Annotated in this window: 19 protein-coding genes and 1 tRNA gene; 12 read left to right on the forward strand and 8 right to left on the reverse strand. The window is 57.4% G+C overall.

All coding sequences use genetic code 11. The features are described 5' to 3' along the window. Positions 1-1,089 (reverse strand): cysteine synthase A, encoded by a 1,089-nt coding sequence (gene cysK / locus N8E88_RS30230; RefSeq protein ID WP_262293746.1) that lies wholly within the window; start codon positions 1,087-1,089, stop codon positions 1-3. 196 nt (positions 1,090-1,285) lie between these two features. Here cysK and N8E88_RS30235 point away from each other — a divergent pair, with 196 nt between their 5' ends. From N8E88_RS30235 to N8E88_RS30250, 4 genes are all read left to right on the forward strand, one after another. Further along, positions 1,286-3,259, forward strand: a complete 1,974-nt coding sequence (locus tag N8E88_RS30235) for a transcriptional regulator (RefSeq protein WP_262295686.1) — start codon at positions 1,286-1,288, stop codon at positions 3,257-3,259. A gap of 156 nt (positions 3,260-3,415) precedes the next feature. Continuing rightward, positions 3,416-5,812 (forward strand): glycosyl hydrolase family 28-related protein, encoded by a 2,397-nt coding sequence (locus N8E88_RS30240; protein ID WP_262293747.1) that lies wholly within the window; start codon positions 3,416-3,418, stop codon positions 5,810-5,812. An 86-nt stretch (positions 5,813-5,898) separates the two neighbouring features. Beyond that, complete coding sequence (locus tag N8E88_RS30245) at positions 5,899-6,669, forward strand: pyrroline-5-carboxylate reductase (RefSeq protein WP_262293748.1); 771 nt, start codon at positions 5,899-5,901, stop codon at positions 6,667-6,669. Between the two features lie 108 nt (positions 6,670-6,777). After that, positions 6,778-7,299: a hypothetical protein gene (locus N8E88_RS30250; protein WP_262293749.1), complete on the forward strand. Its 522-nt coding sequence runs from the start codon at positions 6,778-6,780 to the stop codon at positions 7,297-7,299. Positions 7,300-7,532: 233 nt separating this feature from the next. Here N8E88_RS30250 and N8E88_RS30255 read toward each other — a convergent pair whose 3' ends face one another. From N8E88_RS30255 to N8E88_RS30265, 3 genes are all read right to left on the reverse strand, one after another. Beyond that, positions 7,533-8,135, reverse strand: a complete 603-nt coding sequence (locus N8E88_RS30255) for a hypothetical protein (RefSeq protein WP_262293750.1) — start codon at positions 8,133-8,135, stop codon at positions 7,533-7,535. A 102-nt stretch (positions 8,136-8,237) separates the two neighbouring features. Further along, positions 8,238-8,329, reverse strand: a tRNA-Ser gene (locus N8E88_RS30260). Between the two features lie 89 nt (positions 8,330-8,418). Then, positions 8,419-8,679 carry a DUF982 domain-containing protein gene (locus N8E88_RS30265; RefSeq protein ID WP_262293751.1) on the reverse strand — a complete coding sequence of 87 codons (261 nt, stop codon included), beginning with the start codon at positions 8,677-8,679 and terminating at the stop codon, positions 8,419-8,421. Between the two features lie 144 nt (positions 8,680-8,823). On the opposite strand from N8E88_RS30265, the gene N8E88_RS30270 reads away from it, so the two are divergent. Both N8E88_RS30270 and N8E88_RS30275 read left to right on the forward strand, forming a co-directional pair. Beyond that, positions 8,824-9,267, forward strand: coding sequence for a hypothetical protein (locus N8E88_RS30270; protein ID WP_262293752.1), 444 nt, complete (start codon positions 8,824-8,826; stop codon positions 9,265-9,267). A 96-nt stretch (positions 9,268-9,363) separates the two neighbouring features. Beyond that, a complete protein-coding gene (locus N8E88_RS30275) occupies positions 9,364-9,732 on the forward strand; it encodes a hypothetical protein (protein WP_262293753.1) in 369 nt (122 codons plus the stop codon). Positions 9,733-9,780: 48 nt separating this feature from the next. Here the strand turns inward: N8E88_RS30275 and N8E88_RS30280 are convergent, their stop codons facing one another. Continuing rightward, positions 9,781-9,957: a hypothetical protein gene (locus tag N8E88_RS30280; RefSeq protein WP_262293754.1), complete on the reverse strand. Its 177-nt coding sequence runs from the start codon at positions 9,955-9,957 to the stop codon at positions 9,781-9,783. Positions 9,958-10,352: 395 nt separating this feature from the next. Between N8E88_RS30280 and N8E88_RS30285 the strand changes: the two genes are divergently transcribed. Next, positions 10,353-10,514 (forward strand): hypothetical protein, encoded by a 162-nt coding sequence (locus N8E88_RS30285; RefSeq protein ID WP_262293755.1) that lies wholly within the window; start codon positions 10,353-10,355, stop codon positions 10,512-10,514. Here the strand turns inward: N8E88_RS30285 and N8E88_RS30290 are convergent. After that, a complete protein-coding gene (locus N8E88_RS30290; protein ID WP_262293756.1) occupies positions 10,508-11,194 on the reverse strand; it encodes a CerR family C-terminal domain-containing protein in 687 nt (228 codons plus the stop codon). The two genes, N8E88_RS30285 and N8E88_RS30290, sit on opposite strands and share 7 nt — an antisense overlap. A gap of 91 nt (positions 11,195-11,285) precedes the next feature. Here N8E88_RS30290 and N8E88_RS30295 point away from each other — a divergent pair, with 91 nt between their 5' ends. From N8E88_RS30295 to N8E88_RS30310, 4 genes are all read left to right on the forward strand, one after another. After that, a complete protein-coding gene (locus N8E88_RS30295) occupies positions 11,286-12,320 on the forward strand; it encodes an HlyD family secretion protein (protein ID WP_262293757.1) in 1,035 nt (344 codons plus the stop codon). Then, complete coding sequence (locus N8E88_RS30300; RefSeq protein ID WP_262293758.1) at positions 12,317-14,089, forward strand: ATP-binding cassette domain-containing protein; 1,773 nt, start codon at positions 12,317-12,319, stop codon at positions 14,087-14,089. The genes N8E88_RS30295 and N8E88_RS30300 overlap by 4 nt, the downstream gene beginning before the upstream one ends. A gap of 172 nt (positions 14,090-14,261) precedes the next feature. Beyond that, complete coding sequence (locus tag N8E88_RS30305; RefSeq protein ID WP_262293759.1) at positions 14,262-15,395, forward strand: ABC transporter permease; 1,134 nt, start codon at positions 14,262-14,264, stop codon at positions 15,393-15,395. 7 nt (positions 15,396-15,402) lie between these two features. Beyond that, a complete protein-coding gene (locus tag N8E88_RS30310) occupies positions 15,403-16,524 on the forward strand; it encodes an ABC transporter permease (RefSeq protein ID WP_262293760.1) in 1,122 nt (373 codons plus the stop codon). Positions 16,525-16,574: 50 nt separating this feature from the next. Here N8E88_RS30310 and N8E88_RS30315 read toward each other — a convergent pair whose 3' ends face one another. Further along, positions 16,575-19,199, reverse strand: a complete 2,625-nt coding sequence (locus tag N8E88_RS30315) for a GH92 family glycosyl hydrolase (RefSeq protein ID WP_262293761.1) — start codon at positions 19,197-19,199, stop codon at positions 16,575-16,577. 371 nt (positions 19,200-19,570) lie between these two features. Next, entirely contained in the window at positions 19,571-20,158 is a 588-nt protein-coding gene (locus N8E88_RS30320) for a TetR/AcrR family transcriptional regulator (protein WP_262293762.1), read from the reverse strand. Positions 20,159-20,340: 182 nt separating this feature from the next. Between N8E88_RS30320 and N8E88_RS30325 the strand changes: the two genes are divergently transcribed. Next, complete coding sequence (locus N8E88_RS30325; RefSeq protein WP_262293763.1) at positions 20,341-21,564, forward strand: efflux RND transporter periplasmic adaptor subunit; 1,224 nt, start codon at positions 20,341-20,343, stop codon at positions 21,562-21,564. Positions 21,565-21,583: the final 19 nt, after the last annotated feature.

Consider the following 21,583-nt stretch of genomic DNA (forward strand, 5'->3'; position numbering starts at 1 on the left):
TCATTCCGCAGCGAACTGGTAGCCGGGGGTCGAGCGCGAAAGCGCCGTTTCCTCTTCATCCATTTCTGCCTCGATGCCTTCGAACAGCGGGGTTGTCATGTAGCGTTCGCCCGTATCTGGAAGCATGCACAGGATCACCGAACCAGCAGGCGCCGTTTCGGCGATGCGATGCGCCACGGCAAAAGTCGCGCCACCGGAAATGCCGGTGAATATGCCCTCCTTTTGCGCCAGCGCCCGCGCCCATTTGATGCCTTCCGGCCCGGCGATCGGCACGACCTGATCATAGAAGCTGTCGTCGATGGCTTCTTGCAACACATATGGAATGAAATCCGGCGTCCAACCCTGGATAGGATGCGGTTCGAAGGCCGGATGACTGGCAGCGGGCGCGTTTCCCGCGCCGCGTTCCTGCGCCTTGCCACTGCCGAGCAGTTGAGCATTGGCCGGTTCACTGAGAACGATCCGCGTTTCCGGCCGCTCCCGGCGCAAGACACGGCCAACGCCAGCGACAGTGCCGCCGGTCCCGTACCCGGTCACGAAGTAATCGAGCCGCGATCCGGCAAAATCATTGATGATCTCGCGGGCAGTGGTCGACTCATGGATATCGGCATTGGCTTCCGTTTCGAATTGACGGGCGAGGAACCAGCCGTTCATCTCCGCGAGTTCAACGGCCTTCCGGTACATGCCGAACCCCTTTTGTGCGCGGGGCGTCAGCACGACCTTGGCTCCCAGCATGCGCATGAGCTTGCGCCGCTCGATGGAAAAACTGTCGGCCATGGTCACGACCAGCGGGTAGCCTTTCTGCGCGCAGACCATGGCAAGGCCGATCCCGGTGTTGCCGCTGGTGGCCTCCACGACGGTTTGACCCGGCTTCAGCGTGCCATTGCGCTCGGCCGCTTCGATGATGTTGAGCGCAAGCCTGTCCTTCACCGACGAGGCCGGATTGAAGAACTCGGCCTTCACGTAGATTTTGGCATGGTCGGGAGCGAGATTGTTGATCCTGATCACCGGCGTATCGCCGACCGTATCAAGAATGCTGTCGAAGAGGCGTCCCCGCCCGTTCGTCGTTCTGATTGTCGCTTGCGTTGTCATGTTCCTGTTCCCCTATGGTTGTTTGTTTTTACGAAAATTATGCCAGCCGCACCCTGCACGTCTGGCGCAGGATGCAACTTTTCGATTTCCATGATAGAAGAAAAACGTGGGGCGCATCGTGGGAACAAGCGTGGAAACGCACGTGGAATCTGCATTGTTGGAGCTAGCGGGCCCAGATGCCGGGGTTTCCGTACGGATGCTTGGTCCGCTGACAATCGTCCACAACGGGGTTCCGCTGGACCTTCCCGCGTCGCGCAAGGTGCGCGCTCTTTTCGCCTATCTGGCGCTGACACCGCATGCGGTCGGACGCAGCCGCCTCTGCGATCTGTTGTGGGATGTACCGAACGATCCACGCGGCGAACTGCGCTGGTGTCTCAGCAAGCTGCGCGGCGTCCTCAACGAACCGGGCCACCAAAGAATTGAAACCACCGACGACACGATCCGGCTCGATCTCGATGGCTGTTTCGTCGATGTCCTTCATATTGCTTCGGCTGCGAACGAAGGTATCGAGACCCTCGACCTACCGCGGTTGCGCGAGCTTTCCCGGCACTTCGCCGGTGATTTTCTTGAAGGACTGGAGATCGATCGCAGCCCGCATTTCAATCATTGGCTGATCGCCCAACGGCGCCGGTTCCGCTCCTGCCACGCTGCCGTGCTTGAACATCTGGCCAGGAAACTGCCGGCTGATTCGGACGAGATTTCATCCATCCTGAACGCATGGGTCGGGCTCGCGCCATTCGACAAGCGCGCGCATCTGGCGTTGCTGGCAACGCTTGCGGAGCGCGGTCAGATAGTGGAATGCGAAGAACACCTTGCAACCGCCGCGCGGTTGTTCGAGGCGGAAGGACTGGATTTCACGCCGGTACGGGAGGCATGGCCCGCAATCAAGAACGGGCGACAATCGACGGCTGCAGGACACATCTACATTCCCGCCGCTCCGCGCATCGATTTGATTTCACCAACGACGCCGATTGCCGGTGCGGATCATCACGCGTCACTTGCCGTCATGCCCTTTGTGCTGGAGACAAGCAGCGAGCTGATACGAGGCGGCCTTGCAGACGGCCTGACCCACGACATCATCACCCGCCTTGCCCGGCTGAAAAGCTTCTTTGTGATCGCACGCGGTTCGGTTTTTGCCCTGGCGGAGCGAAACATCGGCCCCGAGGATGCTGGCCGTCGCCTGAACGTGGATTACGTTGCCAGCGGCAGCGTGCGGTATCAGCAAAACCGCATTCTCGTGCGGGCGGAGCTTGTCGAGGTGCGAACCGCACGCATCGTGTGGGCGGAGGTCTTCGATCACAAACTCGATGACACATTCCTTATTCTCGACGAAATCGGCGACAGGATCGTTTCGTCAATCTCCAGCGAAATCGAACTGGTCGAGCGCAACCGCGCGATGCTCAAATCGCCAAGCTCATTGAATGCCTGGGAGGCCTACCACCGTGGCCTCTGGCACATGTACAGGTTTACGCGGCAGGAGAACGAGCTTGCGCAACACTTTTTCGGGGTGGCTGTGCGGCTCGATCCAACTTTTGCCAGAGCGCATGCGGGCCTCTCGTTCACCCATTGGCAGAACGCCTTTCAACGGTGGGGCGATTATGCAAGGGAAAGTGACCAGGCCTACGCTGCGGCTGGCCAGAGCCTTATCGTCGACGATAACAATCCGGCAGCGCACTGGGCCATGGGCCGGGCCCTGTGGCTGCGGCATCGGCAGGATGAATCGCTTGTCGAGCTTGAAAGAGCTGTCGAGCTCAGCCCGAATTTCGCGCTCGGCCATTATGCGCTGTCGTTCGTCCAGTCCCAGTCAGGCGATCCTACGGCCGCGATCGGATCGTCCGACCACTCGCGTCATTTGAGCCCGGTCGATCCGCTGTTGTTCGGCATGCTGGGCGCCCGCGCCATGGCCCATGTTCGTCTCGGTCAATTCGAGGAAGCGGCGGAATGGGCACTGAGAGCAGCGGCGCGGCCCAACGCGCACGCCATCATTCTCTCCATAGCCGCGCACTGCCTGGCACTGGCCGGGCGGATCGACGAAGCCAATGCCTTTGCCGTGTCCATACGCAAGACACTACCCCAGTACTGCGTCGATGATTTTCTTGCGACGTTCCAGTTCACACCCGACACCGAGGCTGTGTTCAGGCAGGGCGCAAAACGGATCGGATTGGCCTAGACACATCCATATTAAAGTCCTGACGGGCTGCAAATGATGGTTTTCTGCGCTTCCGGTGCTCACGTACCTTAAGTACGCTGCGCTCCGGTTCTCGAAACCCACCATTTTCGCCTCGCCATGACTTGAATCTCGATATGCCCTCCTTCAGGGTGAGCCATGAGCCGATTTACGAAATGTCTCGCCCTGATTGTAGTAGCGTGGGTCGGCACGGTACTTTTGCCGGAGGTATCGAGAGCGGATGAGAAAGCTCGGCCAAGCGATTTCGGCTTTCCCCTACCCAACCCCGAGCCAGATCTGCCACAAGGTATAGACGCCTTCGATCCGCCTGCCTTCACTGTAAGTCAGTCCGCGCCAGCTATCGCCGAAATATCGAGAACGACAGACCACGACGAAATCGTCTCGATGACTGGCGTCGAGCTGGATGGAGCGACCAGCTTCGATATCTTTTCGCAGGTGCCGTCCGGGCAGGAAGGATCGGTTATTTCAATCCCGCCGCTGCGGGCCGATGACACGGCGGCCACCGTGCTGCTGCCGGCATCCCTCCCCGCCTGGTCGATGTATCTGATCCGGCCGAAACGTGATGAGGCGGGCGGCAAGGCTTTCGCGATCAACCGCACGGAAAGCTGGTGGCTCGGACCCGACAATGCTGTTCCAGGAGCGACGATTTCGGTCTACGGGCGCAATCTGGCGAAGTCCAACGGCACATCGGCATCGTTCATTTACATCAAGCCCACAAACGGCGCCGGGAAGTTTGTGACGCCGGATTCAGTCAATCCCTTCAAGGTCGACTTCAAGGTGCCCAACCTCACGGCCGGGAGTTACGAAGTTTGGGTCCACAATGGCCATGGAGGTCGTTTCGGCTGGAGCGGTCCGTTGAACCTGGCCATCGCCGATCAATCTCCATGGGCCCGGCAAGACCAGAAGATGATCGACGTAAGGAGTTTTGGCGCAAAGGGCGATGGTGTGACCGACGATACCGCCGCTATCGAGGCGGCATTGACGGCTGCGGTAAGCGTTGCGCCCGCCACTATCCACTTCCCGGTCGGAACCTATCTCATCGATTCGGTGCTCAGAGCGCCCGACAACGTGCACTGGCTCGGCGACGGCATGGATGCGACCGAGATCAGACTCGGCAAAAAGGTTTCCGGCAGCATGGTTGTCGACGCAAACCGCAATGCGCAGTTCGAAAAACTGACGCTCAATGCCAATGGCAATACCGGTTCTACCCCGCTGCTGTGGATACCCGGCGTCAAGAACCTGCGCCTGCAAGCCATGCGGTTGAAAGCCTGGGGCGCACCGGCTCTCGAAGCGCACGACGCATCGGGCCTTTATATCGACAGCTCCGAGTTGATCGAGAATGGATCGTTCTACGGCAATAGCCGGCAGATATTCATGACCAACAATCGCTTTCGCATGACTGGTTACGGGGAGTCCGTGGTTGCGCTTTGGGGCGGGCGCGAGTTTTCGATGGTGGGTAACGATCTCGCCAATGCTGACGAAACACGCGACGACGGACACGGCATCGGCCGTTTCTTTGTTGCCCAAGGTCACGCCGGCAGCATGGAAAACATGTATTGGGGCGACAATGTCTCGCACCAGGCCGCCCCGCATAATTGCAACAAGGTCGACTGCAACAAGGGTGAACAAATATGTTTCGAGATGGTCGGCAGCGACCTGAAGGACGGATTCAAGGCGGCCACGGCGAACACGGTCAGCTTCTCGTCACTCGCGGCCTCCGACAAGGCCGGGGGCCAGGATCTGGTTATCGTCGGCGGCAGAGGCGCGGGCCAGCATCGGCGTATCGTTTCGGTAAACGACAACACGGCGACATTGGACAAAGCCTGGAACGTCGTGCCAGATCGCTCCAGCCGGTTCGCCCTTGCGGCGGCGGCTTCGCAGGTGGCCATCTACAACAACACTTTTCAGGGCCGTCCAAGCTATTTCAAGCATGATTCCGACTCCACCGCCGTCCTGCTCTACGGCAATGTCTATGATGCGGTCGTCGACCGGAACAATATTTCGCAAATGCGCCATGGCATGATGACTGTCGCCTTGAGCTCGGCCAATGGCCTCAGCCCGTATTTCCTGCAATATTCCAGCAACACGGTCAGCGACAGCAATAGCGGGCTTTATGTCGGCACGACCTTTACCGATTCAGGTGTTGCGGGTGTCTGGGGCGGTCTTGGCAATGTCTACCGCAAGAACACATTCAACAGGCTCGCGCATATCGGCGTCGAATTTGAATCCTGGGGTTACAACGGGGCCGATTACAACGGAACGGTTTTTGAAGGAAACCGCTTCACCAATCTGAAATTCGGCTTCATCGACGCTTTTCAACTCATGTGGACCTACACCGGAAGCTTCAAGGCGCCGCCGCTCTACAGTTCACGCAAATACAACACGATTCTCTACAAGAACGTCTTCGAACGAGGATCGGCATTGGGCCCGGGCAGCGTCGGATTCAAGACGCTGCAACCGAAGAACACCTGGTTGAACATCGGCTCGACATGGACGGGCTTTGAGTCGGGCAACAAGGGCCCGGCGAACAAGTAAGTCATGCACAGTCCCGATCCACTTTGCATGGCCCGGCGACCTGATTGAGTTATGCTACACGGACACATCAAACTTTGCGGGGAACAATGAAACTGGGTTTTGTAGGAACGGGTGCCATAACCGAGGCTGTCGTCACTGGCTTGATGAAATCAATATCCGATATCGAGACTATCGTCGTCTCCCCTCGCAGTCAGGAGGTTGCGGCGCGATTGGCAGAAATGTTTCCGGTGGTGCGCGTGGGGCGTGACAATCAGGATGTCGTGGACAGCGCCCACATCATCTTTCTTGCGGTAAGACCGCAAATCGCAGAGAAAGTGGTAAAAGAGCTCAAATTTCGCGAGCACCAGCAGGTGGTGAGCTTTATTGCGGCTGTCCCGATCGAGTCCCTTGCCAGTTGGATCGGCGTGCCCGTAACCATTACCAGGACGATTCCCCTGCCATTTGTGGCGGAACTGCGCGGAGCAACGGCAATCTATCCGCCCAACGATGAGATTGCTGACTTGTTCTCTTCGCTTGGGACTGCATTGCAGGCCGAAGACCTCAAGCAGTATGACCTTTTTGGCGCCGCGAGCGCGCTGATGGCCACATATTTCGGCTTGCTCGAAACAAGCGCACGCTGGCTTGAAGCCGAGGGAATGCCCTACGATCAGGCACGTATCTATTTAAAACAGCTTTTTGGCGGTCTGTCCCATGTAACGGACACCTCAAACGAACAGTCGTTTGAGGCAATGGCTTCCGAGTTTTCGACAAAGGGCGGTCTGAACGAGCAGGTCTTCGAAGAGTTCAAGCAAAATGGTGGAACAAAGGCTCTGACGCTTGCTCTCGACTCCGTGCTGAAGCGTATCGAACAGAGATGATTTGGCTTTGCCCTGCGTGCCGGAGACTGGGACAGTGTCGGCGCCAAACTTGACCCCGTGCGTCATTCATAGGAAAGTCCGGCGACAATGCTATGGAGGGGACACAGCATGGCCATCTCACGCAAGGAAGAACTGCGCGCACTGAACGCGGAAGAGCGTATCTTGGTGGAGCAATCTCACCATCCTGCGCTGCAGGAGATGAATGATGCGGACCTGTCCAACCTGGTGAAGCTTGCACGTCAACAGCGTGACAAGGCGCAAACCGAGGCTAACCGCCGCCGCCGCGAAATGCGCGGCAAGGCCGACCCGAAGGGCAGTGCAGTTTCGGCCCGGGATGATGGATCTCAGCTGAAAGTCGCCGTTCTCGCGATGACAATGCGGCGGCTGAACACTGAAGTGGAGCGACGTCGCCGCCTGGCAGCCAGCATCACACTGGTCGAAAACGCACGCAACGTGCTGGCGTTAAAGCAGCAGGCACCGACAAGAGGCAATGAGTTCAACACGCGATATGCACATCAAGGCATGCGTGCGAAGCCTAACACCAAGGTAAACAGTCTTATCCGGCCAATGGAACGCGGGCGCCAGCGTGCGGCTGCACAGGTAGCACAAGCCAAGCGCGACGCACGCTAACGGCGCTGCCCGCTCGCTTCTATGATTCGTCCCAATCCCACTTTCAAAGTGGGCCGTCAGAGTGGAGCCTGCGGTCAAGGTTGCGCTGGAGAAAGTGCAAAGGCAGACCGGCGAACGGTCGCGGCTTATATAGAGATGCTAATCGTGGCGGACTTGGAGTCGCGGGGCTTTCTGCCTAAGTGAGCGGCGGAATAAGCTTGGTTTCATTAGAGGGTCGCGCTGACGCCAAGCTGTTATTGTTCCTCAGCAACCTCGTCGTCCTCAACCAACGCCTCTAAATAAACTTCCCAATTAGCCTCTATATCGCGACGCAAAGAGTTGTTTACTTCTTCATTGAATTTTTCGAAGCGATCAATCGAGGAGCGAATCCCGTAACGCTGGTGCGCGCCAACATCGATTTTAAACACCATCTCTGGTGGATCGGCTTGGATACTACTGACCGAAAGATAGTTACCACTTGCAATTTGCGCACGGAGTTTAACCCCAGCATACTGAAGCTTTGCAAACGGCACGCGAATGGAAGTAAAATAAGTTAGGTTGCCTTCGATTAATTTGTGCAATTCAGCCGGAAACCCAGCGCGCAGCATCGAGATATTTCGTGACACCTCATATGCACCGAGCACCCAAAACCAGAATTCGGAATGTATGGTCTGGAACGTCGCGCTTACTCGTATGCCTCCGTCTTCATCGCGAGAAATGCACTCGTCGAGCATTGCTATTATTGCCGTGCCTTTTGTCAAACATGCGGATTGCTGGGTCTGCAGATACGATCCCCTCGTCATAATCGGGGTATCCATAAGCATTTTTTTGAAAAGGGCGCGCGACTCGGCAGACAAAACATCCTCCTTCATAGACTGCTACAAAGTGAGACTAAAAGTGGGGTTGATACCGGGGAAAAATACTTTTATTGAACAAAATCAACATGTTAAGCAAGTTAATGGCGGAGAGGAAGGGATTCGAACCCTCGAGACCGTTTAACGGGTCTACTCCCTTAGCAGGGGAGCGCCTTCGACCACTCGGCCACCTCTCCGAGGACGCTGACTAAAGATGAAACCCCATGTTTGCAAGGATTTTGTTCCGTCTAACCCAAAAATCGGATTACGGAGCATCTAGCCGAGATCAAAATTGCCAAGCGCTGTTCCAGACCAATATGCCGGCTTCCTTGGCGGCAGCGACGAAGGCAGTTCTCGCCTCTTCCAGGCTGCCCGTCCCTTCCATTGCATCGAGGCAGGCGCGCCGCGCTCTGGAAAGTTCCTTGCCGCGGTCTACTGGCCAATTCTGGCGAAGGATTTCGGCGGCCTCAGCGACGGAGCTCACGTTCCGCAACTCACCCGTCTCGTCAATTTCAATCGTGACAGCCAGAAAATCGAGATTGGTCATGGTGGGTCAACGCACACAAATGGCACCTTGTTCCGCGACATAAAGTTCGACTAAGTGTCTCTAATCAATTCGATTTAGGAAATCACACCCCTCCTCGAACCCTCGATAGTCCGGCACCGGACAAAGAGATTTCCAGGATTCCCTTTGGATGAAATGTTTGTATCATATCCCGAATCGTTTTCTCCTCAGGAACGTGGGGGCAAGCATGAAATTCCGCCGTTTGGCTGTTATCGCAACACTCGTTGGAATCGCTCTTTTTGGAACCTCAATCAATTCATCCCTTGCCGCAGAAAAGTCCCCCTTCATATATTTCGCTACTGCGGACCCTTTTCTGAAGCCAGGTCAGGCACCGACCGCAACGATATCACAATTTTCGGCGGGTCCTTCGTCAAGAATGCATTTGGTGGCGCCATCCAGGTCTTTGGTGCGGAATTGACCTGGCAGTTGCATCACCGTTCTGGTGGAAACGGAACATTTGGGGATATGGGCGAAGGCTCGAATGCCAATTCGGCATACGTTACCGCTTTTGAGAATTGGGCTAGGCTGGAATTTTCCGAAAACGTCCAGAAATCAGAGTCTGCAACATAAAGAGCCTCGCTCTGGCGTCAGGATCTTTCTCCAAATCGACCCTCTCGACACCACGACGCTGGTTGACTAGCCTGCGCTCCAGTGATGGGGGAGCAGATGCGATTTTCAGTTTTGGCTATTGTATTGGTGGCTGCGATCTTGCCGGCATGCACGACAACCGGCGGCAACACCAGCAAGAGCGGCGTAATCGCCGACGCAAAAAATCTCGTCATCGTTTCCTATCAGTGTCAGGACGCTCTCGGACGCGAGCCGCATTACTCGGCCATCGAAAGCAGCGAAACTATTCTGAAAGGGCTCGGGAAATCGGCCGATGAGGCGGACAGTACCGTACGCAGCTGGCTCAGGGCAGTGATCGCTTCGCCGAAACAACCCGCCGACTATGATGCGAAAACCTGCAAGGACAGATTGCTGACGCTGGCAGAGAAGGCCCGCGTTGGTTATGAAACACTGAAAGCCGGTGGGTAAATACAAAAAGGCGGTTCCGAAGATCCGCCTTTTATCATTTCATCCGGGCTAAAAGCGGTGCCGATCGTTACTGATGGCTTCTTCCGCTGCCACCCATGTAACCACCACTACCATAGCGATAGTACCTGCGGTTATGGCTCCAACGCCGATGATCGCGCCGCTCTGCCCAATGACGCCGATGGTAACGGTCTCGACGCCAATCATGGCGGTCGCGACGCCAGTCACGGCGGGACTTATAATGATGGCGCTTCCAATCTGCCCTGTTGTCGCGCACCTGTTCAACATTTGATGATAGCTGAAGGGTCGCGGGGGACACGGGCGCGGCTTGGGACGTGACCGCGGATGTCAGCAACATTGCCAATCCGAGCATGGCTGCCGAAATGGCATTCAATATCTTGTGCATGATTGTCTCCTGTGACGTGATGCAATCATTAGGTGCGCCTAGTTCGATGAACTTGCAATGAACGACAAAGTTCCAAGCGTCCAGGATCTTGTCCCATGCGCCGCGTGTGAGGATCCCCTTCGCATCTGTAAATGCCGGTTGCAAATCTTGAATGGCGAAGCCGGAACGGGCGACCTATGTGATCGTTATAGGGGCGTCAACCATTCGGAGTACCCACATGACGATACAAACTGTTCCGCAGGATGTTTACCAACGCCATGAAAGAGAATGGCAGATGCTGCGGGAGGCGATTGCCAAGGCACAAAAGAAAGCCGACGAGCCTGCCTACACACACCCCAAGGACAGGCATACAGACACTTCCAAAGATATTCGTCAGTGATCGTCTGATTGCAGCGCCGCTGCCGTTGCCGCCAATCCGGCAAGGGCAAAGCGTTGAAAATGCTCGACGATCTGTTCCTGGACTTCAGGCTCGCCGGAGTTGAACCCCGGCAGCACCTGGGTAAATATCTGCTTGTTGCCGACCAACAGCATGGCGAAGGGAGCGATGATATTCAGTGTACAACGCGTGACGACGGGGTCGTCATGCGGCCTGTCCAAAATCTCCCCTATGATGCCGGTCACGACAAGCTTCTTCGGCAGAATTTCCCGTTTCACAAGGACCGGAAACACCGATGACGGCGAGAGAATCTCGCGGCTGAGGACACGCAGCGCCCACGACGACGACTCGGGTCCGGTGATCCTGCGGGCGATCAGGCCGATGAGGATTTTCAGTTTTTCGGTGGGCTCACCCGGACTCTCTGCAAGTGCAAGGAGCTTATCATAGGTCAAAAGCCGCCGATGGGCTTCTACAAGCACATCGGCATAGAGACCTTCGATCCCACCATAGTAGTAGTTGACCGCAGCCGAGTTGCTGCCTGCCCTCTCGGCAATCTCCTTGCCGGTGGCGCGGTCAAACCCCTTTTCGGCAAAAACCTCGCCGGCAGCTTCCAGAATCTGGGCTTTCGTTGTGGCGCCGTCTTCGCGGCGGCCGGGCAGTTTTCGCGGTGTTTTTCGGGCCATGCGATGATTCTATACGAGATTTGAAATTTTTGAAAGCTGAAATTCAAATTCAAATTTGACATATGAATGTTTTTCGCGTTATGGTTGAGGGATGAACAAGCCGCTTCGCATCGTCATCATCCTGCTTATCCTCGCCGCGATCGGCGGCGGGGCATGGTGGTATCTGCATCGGCCGGCGACCAATGATGCTCTGACGCTTTATGGCAATGTCGACCTGCGGCAGGCAACGCTCGCCTTCAACGGCTCGGAGCGAATTGCCGGTGTTCTCGTCGAGGAAGGCGATATCGTCAAAAAGGGCCAGGTTCTGGCGCGACTCGATACCAGCCGGCTGTCGCCGCAGGTGCGGGAGGCCGACGCGACTGTTGCCGCGCAACGGGCCATGGTGATGAAACTCCGCAACGGCAGCCGCCCCGAAGAAATTGCCCAGGCGCGCGCCAACCTTGCATCGGCCAAGGCGGACGCGGCTAATGCCAACATACAACTTGAGAGGCGGGCGGCACTGTCAGTGAACTCCACCATCAGCAAGCAGGAGCTCGATACGACAAAGGCTGCTGCGGCCATGGCCGATGCTAAAGTCGACGTTGCGCAAAGCGCGCTCGAACTTGCCATTGCAGGCCCCCGCGCTGAAGAATTGCTGCAGGCAGAAGCGCAACTTCGCGGCAGCGAAGCGCAGCTGGCACTGATACGCCAGGAACTGGACGATGCGGAACTCGTGGCGCCGTTCGACGCGGTGGTCCGCTCGCGCCTCATGGAGCCGGGCGAAATGGCAGCCCCGACGAAGCCGGTTTTCTCGCTGGCGACCATCGGCACAAAATGGGTGCGGGCCTATGTCTCGGAGGTCAATCTTGGGCATGTTCGTTCCGGCATGCGCGCCAAGGTGACGACGGACAGTTTCCCGGATCGCCCGCTTGACGGCTGGGTGGGTTTTATCTCGCCGGTGGCGGAATTCACGCCCAAGACGGTCGAGACGGAAGATCTGCGCTCGAGCCTTGTCTATGAGGTGCGGGTTTTCGTCGAGGACAAAGACGATATGTTGCGGCTCGGCATGCCCGCTACTGTAAAGCTCTTGGCAGACGAGGCGCCAAAGCCCCTGCCCCAGAATGCGGACAGCAAGGCGACACCATGACCGGCACCGCGCCAGCTCGGTCAGAATCTGGCCCCGTCACGGCGCGGACCATCCACAAGAGCTTCCGCCGCGATACGGGCGAGACCGTCAAGGCGCTGGAGGGAGTTTCCTTCGAAGCGCGGCAAGGCACCTTAACTGCCTTGGTCGGACCTGACGGTGCGGGCAAAACCACGTTGCTGCGCCTGATTGCGGGGCTGATGGTCGCCGACAGTGGCGAACTCTCCGTGCTCGGCATCGATGTCGCAATGGACCCGCAGACGATACAGAACCGCATCGGTTACATGCCGCAGAAATTCGGTCTCTACGAGGATTTGAGTGTCCAGCAGAACCTCGATCTGTACGCCGACCTGCACGGCATCACCGGGGAACAGCGCAGAGAGATTTACCCGCGGCTGATGGAAATGACCGATCTCGGGCGTTTCACGCAGCGCCTTGCCGGCAAGCTTTCCGGCGGCATGAAGCAGAAGCTCGGCCTCGCCTGCACACTGGTGCGCTCGCCGGAACTCCTTCTGCTCGACGAACCGACCGTCGGCGTCGATCCCCTGTCACGGCGCGAATTATGGGAGATCGTCACCAAGCTCGTGCGCGAGGACAAACTGACGGTCGTCGTCAGCACGTCCTATCTGGACGAGGCCGAACTCTGCGACCACTCCGTCGTTATGCATCAGGGCAAGGTCCTGGCCCAGGGAAAACCCGACGAAATCACGGACAAAGCCAGCAACTGTGTATTCATAGCAACGCCGGGGAAAGGCACGAACGTCCGGTCGCTACAGGCTCGGCTGTTCCGGCAGGACGGCGTTGTCGATGCGGTGCCGGAAGCTGGCAAAGTGCGCGTGGTGAAGCAACCGGACTTCAATGACGACATTACGGTTGACGGCAAAGCCATCAAACTTCAGCCGGTCTCCGCCCGTTTCGAAGATGGTTTCATGGTGCTGTTCGGCGCCGTAGCAAGCAAGAGCCGTTCCAGCGAAGTGGAACTGGAGCGGCTGAAGACCGCAGCAGGTGATGAGATCTCGGTCGAAGTCCACGATCTGGTGCGCAAGTTCGGCGATTTCACTGCGGTCGATCACGTCAGCTTTCAGGTGAAGCGCGGCGAGATTTATGGGCTGCTCGGTCCGAATGGCGCCGGGAAAAGCACGACGTTCCGCATGTTGTGCGGGCTGATGCCGGCAACCAGCGGTACGCTGCGCGTTGCCGGTGCGGACTTGCGTACCTCGCGGGCGGAGGCGCGGCAGAAACTTGGCTACGTGGCACAGAAGTTTTCGCTCTATGGCGATCTGTCGGTGGATGAAAATCTCGATTTCTTCGCCAGCGCCTATGGTTTGCGCGGGCAGAAGAAGCGCGACCGCGTTGCCTGGTCGAAAGAGCAGTTCGAACTGGGCGATCTGGCAACGCTGCCGAGCGGACAACTGCCCGGTGGTTTCAAGCAGCGTCTTGCCATGGCGGCAGCGCTTCTGCACGAGCCGGACATACTGTTTCTGGACGAGGCGACCAGCGGCGCCGATCCGCTGGCACGGCGTGAGTTCTGGGGACGCATTACCGCGCTTTCCGAACAAGGCGTGACGGTGATCGTCACCACGCATTTCATGGAAGAGGCGGAATATTGCGACCGCATAATCATTCTCGATGCGGGGCGCAACCTTGCCGAGGGAACACCTGCCGAAATCCGCGCCCATGCCAAGCCGAAGAACGGCGAAGAACCGAACATGGAAGACGCCTTCATTGCCATCGTCGAGGAGTCCCGGCGGGACAAGAAGGAGGCCGCGTGATGAGACAGTTTCTCCTTGGTTCCGAGGCATCCACAAAGTTCACTAGTTCAATGAGCACCCACCTCGCCGTCATCCTCGGGCTTGAGCCGAGGATAACGGAGAGAGAGGCGCATTTCGGTATACAGGCACCGCCCAAACTAAAATTCGTGGGCTGGCATTCGAGGTCAACACCATGACCACCTCCCAACACGGACGCTTGCGCCGTATCCTCGCGCTGGTGCGCAAGGAGAGCTGGCAGGTGGTGCGCGACCCGAGCAGCGTTGCCGTCGGCATCGTCATGCCAATGGTGCTGTTGATCCTGTTCGGTTACGGCTTGTCGTTCGACCTCAAAAACCTCCCCGTTGCGCTGGTCATGGAGGAATCATCGGCAGAGGCGAGCGCTGCGGTCTCCGGATTCGAACTGTCGGATTATTTCCAGACACATCCGGTCAAGACCATGGCGGAGGCGGAGCGGCTGCTCGCGGACAAGACCGTCAGCGGTATCGTGCGCATACCACCGCAGTTCGCCCGAGACGTACAGAACGGCACGGCGGAAATTCAGGTCGTCGTCAATGGCAGTGACGCCAATACGGCCCGTATCGCGCTCGGCTATGCGCAAGGCGCGGTCGGCACTTGGCTGGCGCGCGAGGCTGCCCAAGGAATGGTCTTGAATTCCGGCGCATCGATCGATCTGCAGACGCGGCTTTGGTTCAACGAAGCCAATGACAGTACCTATTTTCTGGTGCCGGGACTGATTGTTCTTGTGATGACACTGATCGGTGCGCTGCTGACAGCGCTGGTGATGGCGCGAGAATGGGAACGCGGCACATTCGAAGCGCTGTTCGTCACCCCTGCCCGCCCCGGCGAAATTCTACTGGGCAAGACAGTTCCCTATTTCGTCCTTGGCATGCTGGGACTGGCGCTTTCGGTCATCGGCAGTCAGGTGCTCTTTGGCGTGCCCCTGCGCGGATCGCTGTGGATATTGATCATCGTATCGATGCTCTATCTGCTGGTGGCGCTCGGTATCGGACTTTTGATCTCCTCGCTCACCAAGAACCAGTTCATCGCCAGCCAGATCACGTTGATCGTCACATTTCTGCCGGCGATGATGCTGTCGGGCTTCATGTTCGACATCAGGAGTATGCCTCTGGTGATCCAGGGCATCACCTACATCTTCCCGGCGCGCTATTTCGTCAGCGTGCTGCAGACATTGTTCCTTGCGGGCGATATCTGGGCCGTCATCCTGCCCAACGCGGCGGTGCTTGCCGTCATGGCAACCATTCTGATGACCGCCTCCCTTTTCGCCACGCGCAAGAAACTCGGGTGAGACGGCCATGAAAGAATCCTTCTTCCGGATAATCGCGCTGATCCGCAAGGAATTGCTGGCAATGTTCAAGGACCCGAAAAGCCGCATCGTGCTGGTACTGCCGCCGATCCTGCAATGTCTGATCTTTGGCTATGCGGCGAGTTACGATCTCAACAATGTGCCCTACGCGGTACTCGATCACGATCACAGCGCGGCATCCATCGAGCTGGTTTCGAAACTGGACGGATCGGGCATTTTCAGCCGCGTTGCGACGTTGCAGCGGACATCCGATATCGACAATTTCATCAATGACGCCCGGGTTTTGCTGGTCGTGGTCATCGACCAGGATTTCGAGAGGCGGCTGATGGCCGGAATGCCGGCCAAATTGCAGATCATCGCCGACGGCCGCAATTCCAACACGGCCGGCACCGCGCAGAGCTATGTGAACATGATCGCAACGGACTTCGCTGAGCAATGGCGTCAGGAAAATGGCCAGGCAGCCAACAGCGGCGTCAAGGTTACGACCCGCGCGTGGTACAATCCGAGCCTCGAGACGCGGTGGTACATGATCCCGTCATTGATCGGCACGATCACCATGATGATGACGCTGATGCTGACTGCCATGTCGGTCGCGCGCGAACGTGAGGCAGGGACTTTCGACCAGCTGCTGGTGACGCCATTCAGACCGTCCGAGATCATGGTTGGAAAGGCCCTGCCCTCGATGCTGGTCGGTCTGTCGCAGGCAACCACCATATTCCTCGTCGCCCAGCTATGGTTCCAGATTCCCTTCGAGGGTTCCTATTTCATACTCTACCTTGGCCTGGTGCTCTTCCTGTCGGCAGCTGTCGGCATCGGCCTTTTCATCTCTTCGCTCGCAGGCAACATGCAGCAGGCAATGATCTACTCGTTCGTGCTGCTGATGCCATTCATGCTGTTGTCGGGTCTGACGGCGCCGATCGGCAATATGCCGGAGGTTCTGCAGTATCTGACAATGATCAATCCGCTGCGCTATGCGATCAGTATCACGCATCAGGTTTATCTGGAGGGCGCAGGACTGAGGCAATTGCTGCCGGAAATGCTGGCGCTGGTGGCCATCGCCGCGGTTACCTTGCCGTTTTCGGCCTGGCTGTTCCGGAACAGGCTGACGTGACGGCAGACCAGAATGGGAAAGGGGCAATGATGACACCTGCCCCTTCACTTCTATTGCACTATCTGCGGGCCTGTCGGCTCCTGGCCGGGCGGAGTCTCGTCTTGCGGCCAGTTTATACTCGGTATCGGTGACATCTTGAACGTCAGCGTGCCGCCGGCGGTGATCTCCGAATGCCTGATCCAGTAACGCTGCAGCGGCTTGCCGTTGAGCATTGCCGATGCGATGTATGGCGTATCCTTGGCAGTAGTACCCGCGGGCCGCTCAGCAATCACTTCAAACGTCTTGCCGTTTTCGAGCTGCAGTTTCGCACTGGAAAAGAGCGGCGTGCCGATCACATAGGCCGGTACGCCGGGCGTGACCGGATAGAAACCAAGTGCGCTGAATGCATACCAGGCAGACATTTGGCCGGCATCGTCATTACCGAACAGGCCGTCCGGCGCATCCAGATATTGGGTGCGGCGTTGCTCTTCGACATGTTTCTGGGTCTTGGCTGCAGCTCCCGCATAGTTGAAGAGATAGGCGATGTGGTGGCTTGGCTCATTGCCGTGCCAGTAATATCCCTTGCCCTTGCCCGCAAAGAGCGCATCGAGCTTGCTGAGGAAGCCCGCCTCTCTGTCCTTCTGCAGGCTGATCAGGCCGGGAATATCCTGCGGCACATAGAACGTATATTGGAAAGGGCTACCCTCGGTGATGTAGCCGACATGCCTGCCGGGACAGAAACTTTCCGCCTGAATACATTGCGCGTCGAGCTTGGCATCCCTGAACCATGTGCCGTTCTCATAACGCCCGCGTGCAAAACCGGTCGCCGGATCGATCACATTACGGTAGTTCTGCGCCCGTTGGCGGAAGGTTGCCTCATCCGTTTTCTCACCAAGACTCTTGGCGACTTCCGCCAGGACGAAATCATCATAGGCGTATTCCAGCGTGCGCGATACCTGTTCGTTCTGATGAAAAGCATCTGGCACTCCATCTTCCAACGGAATATAGCCAAACTTCAAATAATTCCCGAGCGCCCGGCGCCCCTTCCCATCCTCATATTCGGCTTTTCCTGCTATCTGCGTCGCGTTCTTGACCATCAATGCGTATGCCTTGTCGACGTCGAACCCTCTAATGCCTTTGAGGTGTGCATCGCCGATCATCGAGATGGCATGATCGCCGATCATTGCGCTCGTATAGCTGTTCCACAGCGGGAAAATCGGCAGGAAGCCGCCCTGCTCACCCTTGATCAGCAGTGACCGGACAAGATCGGTCACGCGCTTGGGCTCTGTAATCGTCAGAAACGGGTGTAGTGCGCGGAAAGTATCCCACATGGAATAATCGTCATAGTAGGTGAAGCCGCGTGCCGCTTCATAGGATGCGCCGCCGCCGAAGCGCGGATACTTGCCGCTGACATCGCTGAACATGCGCGGCGCCAGATACATGTGATAGAGCGACGTATAGAATATGCACCGGTCCGTCTCGGTACCGTCGACAAGAATCGTGTTGAGGACCCTGTTCCACGCTGCTCTGCTGGCCTTTTGCACCTTGTCGAAATCAAAATCGGGCAGTTCCGCCGCACCATTGGCGCGCGCACCGTTAACATCGGCGAATGACATACAAGCGCGTGCTGTAACGGCTTCGCCGGCTTTCAGATCATCGAACATGACGACCGCTCCGGACGGCGCGGTCCCAGCGGCAGCCTGTTTGCTGTCAGGAACGAAAGTCTTGCCAATCCATATACCGCCTGTGCGAAACTTGCGGTCGAATGTCACAGCAAACTGGCCGAAAAAGCCGGCCGGCTTGTGCATGCCTGCATAGAAGCGGCCTACCTTGTTGTTGCCCACGACCTCCTGCGTCTCCGCCTCGATCGTGGTTCGACCCGCACCATTCCATAGGGTGGTCAGGCCTGCAGGTATCTGTCTGTCATTGTTATTCTGGACTGATATCCAGCCTGTACCGCCTTTCAGGAAGCGGAAACGGATCAGGCCGCAACGCGCCGTCCCGGTCATCGAAACTGCGATATTGCGTTCAGGCAATTCGACCTCGTAAAGGTCCGGGCCGGCTTTTTCTTTTTCATGGGAAAATTTCGACGACAGGAGATTTGGTGTCCATTGCTCCTTGGCATCCTGACCGGCGAACAGCTGGATACTGCCATATTCCTGCACTGCCGACCCGCTCAGGAAGTGACTGCTTCTAAAACCCTTGATGGACGCATCGCCGTAGTAGTACGGAGCCGTGCCTTTAGTTTCGGTCGAATTGGTCGCGGGAGTCCATTGTGTCATGCCGAAGGGAACACCTACTGCGGGATAGGTCTGACCCTTGTCCTCGGAATGCGCATTGGTTGTGCCTGCGGTTCCGACCATGGGATTGACCAAGGGCACCAGGTCCTTATCATCTCCACGGCCCGTCACTTGCGCGACCTTTCCATCGGCCGGAATTTTTTTCACATTTTCCGGTGGCGTCGCCTGTTCATCTTCCGACACGTCTGGGACCTCGGTGACGGTAACCGATTCGATGGCCGCCTGGCCGGCAATCCGCTGTTTGAGCTGATCGATCTGTCCGTTCAGCTCCCTAACCGTCTGATCAAAGGTGCTCTGCAGATTGGCCGTATCGTTCTTCTTGCCGTCGTCGCCGTTGCAGCTAGCGAGCATCGTGCAGCCGAGCAGCGTCGCGAGCAGCGTCTTCTTAATTGTCATGGATTCCTCCCGAATGAATAAAATATGCTTTGAAAAAGAATGACGTGATATTTCAATCGATTAAGTATGTGGCTGAGTTCGAGTTGATTTAGGTTCGTCAAATAAGGGTTCAGATTAATAGGCTGTGTGCGAGACGGCTCAATCGAACGTGTTTGTCATGCCGCTACAGGGTGTGCGCAGTTGCAATGCAAGTTCGGGGTGGTGTCTATTCGCTGGTGCGTTCAAGGCTCCTCCCTCTTCGCAACTTCTTCCAGAATTGACGACACTTATCGCTGAGCCAAAATCGCGTCAATTATTCCAAAGTCTAAGGCCTGAGGTGGCCAGGGTTCGCAAGCGCACGTAACGCGGCCGCAAACGGGTGCCGGGGATGGTTAGTTCGAGCCCGGAAAAGACTTCATGGCAATGTCGATCAGCCGGTAAAGCTCTTCCCGGCCAGCGCCGCTCGATGCCTGGACGGCAGTGCCTTGGGCGATGGTCAAGAGGTAGCGGGCAAGATCCTCCGCGTTGCAGTCGGCGGGAAGATCGCCTTCACGCCTTGCGCGTTCGAAACGCCGCGCCAGCGCCTTCTGCCCTATCTGGCGGCGCTCGATGATTGTTTTCTGGATCGCTTCCGCGGCTTCGCTGCAGCCCATGGCCGCATTGATACCAAGGCATCCACCCGGATTGCATTCTTCAGTCTGGGCATTGGCAAAGCCATGCAATATATCCAGCGCGACAATCCGTGCGGTCGGCTGCTCCAGTGCCTTCCAGAAGAAGGCCATGTAGTTCTGCTCATAGCGCTGCAGCGCCATGCGGAAGAGCTCTTCCTTGTTGCCGAAGGTTCCGTAAAGACTGGGCTTGGTGATACCCATGCCGTCGGTCAGGTCAGTGATGGATGTGCCTTCGTAGCCTTTTCGCCAGAATAGCTCCAAAGCCGTCTGCAATGCGTCATCCGCATCAAATTCCCTGGGCCGTCCCATGGACAACACTCCCTAAAAGAATTATACCGTTCGGTATAAAATTCCATTGACAGCTGTTACATCGCCGCCTTATATCAGCCGTTCTATACCGCTCGGTATAGAACGTCAATGCTCAATTCGATGATCGAATTCAGATTCGCCACCCTCCCAATGGCGGAAACTTTCAAAGCAGGATGACCACGATGTCAATCAGCACTTTAAGAAAAAGCCTCTATGCCAGCGCTTTAGTTCTGACACTTGCCACAGTCGGCGGCTCGCACTTTCTGGACATGCAGCAGAGCCACGCGGAAGGCGAAAAGAGTCAGGCCGCGCCTGCGCCAGCGACGCCCGTTTCGGTTGCGGTCGTACAGCCAAAGCTCGTAACGCAGTGGAGCGAATTCTCTGGCCGGCTCGAGGCGGTCGACGCGGTTGAAGTACGTTCACGTGTCGCCGGCGCCATTCAGTCGGTGGCCTTCAAGGAAGGCGCGATCGTCAAGCAGGGCGACCTTCTGGTCAAGATCGACCCGGCGCCATATGAGGCTGAAGTTGCACGCGCAAAGGCGCAGGTGGCCTCTGCCGAATCGAAGCTCGCCTATGCCAAGAGCGAACTTCAACGCGGCAAGCAGCTCGTGACATCGCGCTTTGCGTCCCAGAGCGACTACGATCAGCGTTTGAACGTCCAGACCAGCGCGGAAGCGGACCTCGAAGCGGCCAAGGCCGTGTTGCAGACCGCCATGCTCAACCTCGACTGGACCGATATTCGTGCACCGATCAGCGGCCGTGTCGGACGTATCGAGATCACCCCCGGCAATCTCATCGCCGAGGGACCGAGCGCGCCGCTATTGACATCGCTGGTTTCGATCAGCCCGATTTATGCAAGTTTCGAGGCCGATGAAAACGTCGTCGCCAATGCGCTCGCCGATCTTCCCGAGGGCTTGAACAGCCGTGACTTCGTCAACCGCATCCCGGTTCAGATGGATGTTCACGGCCAGGACGGGATCACCGGCAAGCTACAGCTGATCAACAACAGCGTCGATGCGACGAGCGGTACCGTCAAGGTTCGCGCGGTGTTCGACAACGCCAATGGCAAGCTGATGCCCGGCCAGTTCGCCAAGGTCCGCATGGGTCAGGCCAACGAGCGCAATGAATTGCTGGTCGACGAAAAGGCTGTCGGAACCGACCAGAACAAGAAGTTCGTCATGGTCGTCAATTCGAAGAACGTCGTCGAGTATCGCGAAGTCTCGCTTGGCGCCAAGGCAGATGGCTTGCGGATAGTCACGGCTGGATTACAGGCGGATGACAAGATCGTCGTCAATGGCCTGCAGCGGATTCGCCCTGGCTCGCTCGTTGCACCGGAGATGGTTGCGATGGGCAACAAAGCCCCAGACCAGCAGGCGCTGGCGGACCAGGCCAAGCTCAAACAATAAATACCCAGAGCCCCGCATC

This window comes from Phyllobacterium zundukense (genome assembly GCF_025452195.1).
GTDB lineage: Bacteria > Pseudomonadota > Alphaproteobacteria > Rhizobiales > Rhizobiaceae > Phyllobacterium > Phyllobacterium zundukense_A.